Annotated in this window: 5 protein-coding genes; all 5 read right to left on the bottom strand. The window is 63.9% G+C overall.

Annotated elements, in window-relative coordinates:
- Positions 1-699 (bottom strand): FAD-dependent monooxygenase (locus VG320_RS00025; RefSeq protein ID WP_327198142.1); only part of this gene is annotated, 699 nt, incomplete at its 3' end.
- 2 nt (positions 700-701) lie between these two features.
- Positions 702-1,568 (bottom strand): fumarylacetoacetate hydrolase family protein, encoded by an 867-nt coding sequence (locus VG320_RS00020; protein ID WP_327198141.1) that lies wholly within the window; start codon positions 1,566-1,568, stop codon positions 702-704.
- A gap of 48 nt (positions 1,569-1,616) precedes the next feature.
- Positions 1,617-2,522 carry a VOC family protein gene (locus tag VG320_RS00015; RefSeq protein ID WP_327198140.1) on the bottom strand — a complete coding sequence of 302 codons (906 nt, stop codon included), beginning with the start codon at positions 2,520-2,522 and terminating at the stop codon, positions 1,617-1,619.
- Position 2,523: 1 nt separating this feature from the next.
- Positions 2,524-3,552, bottom strand: coding sequence for an amidohydrolase family protein (locus VG320_RS00010; RefSeq protein WP_327198139.1), 1,029 nt, complete (start codon positions 3,550-3,552; stop codon positions 2,524-2,526).
- A 13-nt stretch (positions 3,553-3,565) separates the two neighbouring features.
- Entirely contained in the window at positions 3,566-3,991 is a 426-nt protein-coding gene (locus VG320_RS00005) for a GlcG/HbpS family heme-binding protein (RefSeq protein ID WP_327198138.1), read from the bottom strand.
- Between the last annotated feature and the right edge of the window lie 53 nt (positions 3,992-4,044).

Here is a 4,044-nt window from a genome sequence, read left to right as displayed (position 1 = left end):
GATTTCCCAGCGGCGATGCCCACCCGGCCCGACGATATACGTGCACGGACGCGACGGCTCGCAGTACTGCACCGCCACCTTCGGCAGCTTCTCGATACCGCTTTCGTTCACGCGCACATCCACCACAAGCCACGGCTCGTCGAACACGAGATCTTCATAAGCGATGCCGAGTTGCGTACGTACGGTGCTCGACGCGCCATCGCAGCCAATCAGGTAATCGCACGTGACGGTGCACGTATTGCCCTCGTCATCTTTGAGATTGACCGTGACGCCTTGCGCGGTTTCCTCGAAGCTCACCAGTTCCGTGCCCAACGCCACCTCGACCGACTCGTATGCGCTCGCATGCTCGCGCAGCGCCGCTTCCACCGGCGGCTGCGTGAACACCATCGTCGGCATGTAGCCCAGCGGCCAGGGCTTGGGCACCGTGTCGATGCGCTTGATGAGCTGGCCGTCCACGCCGTAATACTCCGAGGGCGGAAACACGGCCACGTGTTCGGCAATGCGCTCGACCACGCCCAGGCCCTGAAACACGCGCATGATCTCGTGATCGACCGCGATCGCGCGCGGCTTGTCATAGACCTCGCGGGCGCGATCGACGCACAGCACCTTGCGCCCGCGCTGGCCGAGCAGGCCCGCCGCCACCGCTCCGGACGGCCCGAAGCCGACCACGACCACTTCGTAATGATTGTTCGCCGCCATCGTTACGCGCTCTTTTCGTCCTGCACCGTGTTTTGCAGACGGCCCACGCGTTCGATATCCACTTCCACGCGGTCGCCGTGCTTGAGCCACACCGACGGCTCGCGCGCCCAGCCCACACCAGCGGGCGTGCCCATCGCCACCACGTCGCCGGGTTCGAGCGTGAGACATTCGCTGAGCAGTTCGATGGTCTCGGCCACGCCCCAGATCATGTCGCTCGTGCTGGCCTGCTGCATCACCTGGCCGTTGAGAATCAGACGCAGCGAAAGACCTTCCGCGCCCGGCGGCAGATCGTCGGCGGTGACGAGCCACGGGCCGAACGAACCCGTGCCGTCGAAATTCTTGCCAATGGTCCATTGCGACGTGCGCTTCTGGTAGTCGCGCACAGACACATCATTGAAGCACGCATAGCCGAACACATAATCCAGCGCGTTTTCGCGCTTGACGTGGCGCGCACGCTTGCCGATCACGATCATGAGTTCGGCTTCGTAGTCGAGCTTTTCCGACACGCGCGGGCGGATCACCGGATCTTCATGCGCGATCAGCGACGACGCGCCACGGAAGAAAATCAGCGGATAAACCGGCTTGAGGTTGCCGCCCTCTTTCGCGTGATCGTAGAAGTTATGGCCAAGGCAAACGATCTTGCCCGGCTCCGGCACGACCGGCGCGAGTTGCAGCGAAGCAAACGGCGCGCGATGCTCGCCGCTGGCGATGGCGCGTTGCGCGGCGGCGTTCAGATCGACTCCCGCTTTCAGGGCCGCGCGCAGATCGGCGGGCACCGCAGCATCGGCCTTGTTGAGGTCGACGACATCGTCGCCGTCGATAACGCCCAGACGCGTGGTGTCGCCCGATCGGAAAGTAACGAGTTTCATGATGTTTTGTGTGATCCGGTTAAATTGATCTGGTATGCGAACTATTTTTTATTCGGCTTGCGGCGGCCGGAAGAAAATCGTCTTCTGCGCGGTCTTCATCTTGTCAGACGGATGGCGGCCCACGCCCCACTGGTCGATACGGCCTGGCGGCCATTTCCAGTCGTCGGGGCCACCGGTGCGGTAGGAATCGTCCACTTGCTGCACCTCTGCCGTGTATTCGATGACGAAATCGAACGGGCCAAGGAAATAGGCGAATACGTTGTTGCCGGGACCATGACGGCCCACGCCCCATTCGATCGGATAGCCCGCATCGTTCATGCGCCCGCCGCCGCGCATTACCGAATCGAGATCCGGCATTACAAAGGCAATGTGATTGAGACTGTTCTCCTGCGCGTCCGCCAGCGCGATGCTGTGGTGATCGCTCGAACAACGCATGAAGGCCATGATGCGCGTGCGGTCCGAGAGCCTGAAACCCAGTGCGTTTTCGAAGAACGCCTGCGCCACGGCCACGCTTTCGCTGTTGAGCACGACGTGCGTTATCTTGATCGGCCGGTCCTTCACGCTTTCGTTATTCGCGTGGCTGCGGTCGCCCGCGATGAAACGCAGCGTGCGGCCCTGCGGATCGAGCGCTTCGAGCAGCGTGCCGCCGCCGGGCATGGTCGTCGGCGCGGGGCCGGACACCAGCTTGCCGCCGTGTTCGACGATGTTATGGGCGAGCGTGTCGAGATGCGCCGCATCGGCCACGCTGAATTCGATGGCGCGCACATCGGCGCGCTCGCTCTGCGTGAGCGTAAGGATGTGATGCGCCGCGCCCGTGCCGCGAAAATAGACCTTTTCCGGGCGGCGCGTGAGTTCGGTGAGATGCCAGGTGTCCGCGTAAAAGCGCGCGGCCAGTTCGAGATCGGGCACGCCGATCTCGATGCCTCTGAGGCCGGTAACGAGGCACTGCGTCATGTCATGCTCCATTCCTGATGCCCAGAAATTCCCGGGCGTTGCGATAGATGAGCCGTTCGGCGGCGCGCGCGTCGAGGTTAAGCGCCTCGACGCTTCCCACGGGGTCGCGCTCGCGGAACGCGAACGGATAATCGGTGCCTAGCATCACGCGCGTGTCGCCGAAGGTCTCGACGAGATGGTGCAGCGTAGGCGTGTCGAATACGAGCGAGTCGTACCAAAGGCGGCGCGCCTGCTCGCGCGGCGCAAGCTCAAGCGATTCCCGCAGCGGCGCGAACACCTGGCTTGCCTGTTCCAGACGCGGCAGCAACGAAGCCAGCGTGCCGCCGCCATGGCTGAAAGCGATACGAAGCTTCGGATGCCTGACGATCAGATTCGATGTGATGGCGGATGCTGCGGCCAGCCCCACGTCAGTGGGAAACGCAAGCGCCTGCACCAGTTGCGCTGGACCAACCAGGCGTTCCTTGCCCGTGGGCCGCAACGCATGGACGAACACCGCCGCGCCCAGTTCCTCGCAGGCCGCAAAAAAGGCCTCGAATTGCGCCGCGCCAATAGGCGCACCATTGATATTGCTGCCGATCTCCACGCCTGCGAAGCCTGGCGTGCGCATCAGGCGCTCAAGCTCGCCGATCGCCATGTCCACGTCCTGCAGCGGCACCGCGCCCAGGCCCACCATGCGGCCCGCGCTCGCGTCGCACATGCGCGCGATGGTGTCGTTGAGGTATTGAAGGAGCGGCAGTGCGTCGGCCGCTTCCATCCAGTACGAGAGCAGTTCGGGCATCGGCGAGATCGCCTGGATCGCCACCTTCTGCGCGTCCATGTCGGCCACGCGCTTGTCTGTGTCCCAGCACAGATCGGACACCGTGCGGTAGATCTTCTCGTCGATCACCACATGACGATGGCAGGCGTGCGCGGCTTGCATCGACGGCCAGTCGCGCGGCGCTTTTGCGCCCAGGTAACGCGGAAATTCGGCTGGCACAATGTGCGCGTGAACGTCGATGCCGTGGCACGCGCAGCGGTAAGCGGTTTGCATGGCGTGGCCCGCGTTAGCGATGTGCGAGGCCGACCGCGCGCAGGCCTTCGATACAGATGGCTTCGTCCTCGTCGCCGGTGCCACCGCTCGCGCCGATTGCGCCCAGCACCTGCCCATCCGCCGCGACGATCACGACCGCGCCCGTCTGCGCGATGAACTTGCCGCCGCTTGCGGGCGCGATGGCATTGAAGAACACCGGGTTGGCGCTGGCTCGTTCGTGCAGCGTTCGCGTATTGACGCCCATGCCGAATGCCGCGGCGGCCTTGCCGTGCGCGATATCGACACGCAGCGACGTGGCGCCGTCTTCGCGCATCGCCAGCTTCAAGTGGCCCGCCGCGTCGAGCACCACGAGTGCCATGGCGCGCAGTTTGTCACGGCGCGCCGCGTCCAGCGCGGCGGCCGCGATACGGTTGGCTTGACCCAGCGTCATCATCTCCATCTTTCCTGTCTCCGGCGATTCGATCTGTGGAGGATCATAATATATACAAAACT

Origin of the sequence: Paraburkholderia sp. (genome assembly GCF_035948235.1) — a bacterium.
Lineage (GTDB): Bacteria > Pseudomonadota > Gammaproteobacteria > Burkholderiales > Burkholderiaceae > Paraburkholderia.
Note: the sequence above shows the minus strand (reverse complement) of the source record. Positions and strands in the feature narration are given on the sequence as shown.

What these genes read in the sequence shown, in the direction of transcription:
- VG320_RS00020 (WP_327198141.1), bottom strand. Translation starts at nt 1,568, where the DNA reads ATGAAACTCGTTACTTTCCGATCGGGCGACACCACGCGTCTGGGCGTT.
- VG320_RS00015 (WP_327198140.1), bottom strand. Translation starts at nt 2,522, where the DNA reads ATGACGCAGTGCCTCGTTACCGGCCTCAGAGGCATCGAGATCGGCGTG.
- VG320_RS00010 (WP_327198139.1), bottom strand. Translation starts at nt 3,552, where the DNA reads ATGCAAACCGCTTACCGCTGCGCGTGCCACGGCATCGACGTTCACGCG.
- VG320_RS00005 (WP_327198138.1), bottom strand. Translation starts at nt 3,991, where the DNA reads ATGGAGATGATGACGCTGGGTCAAGCCAACCGTATCGCGGCCGCCGCG.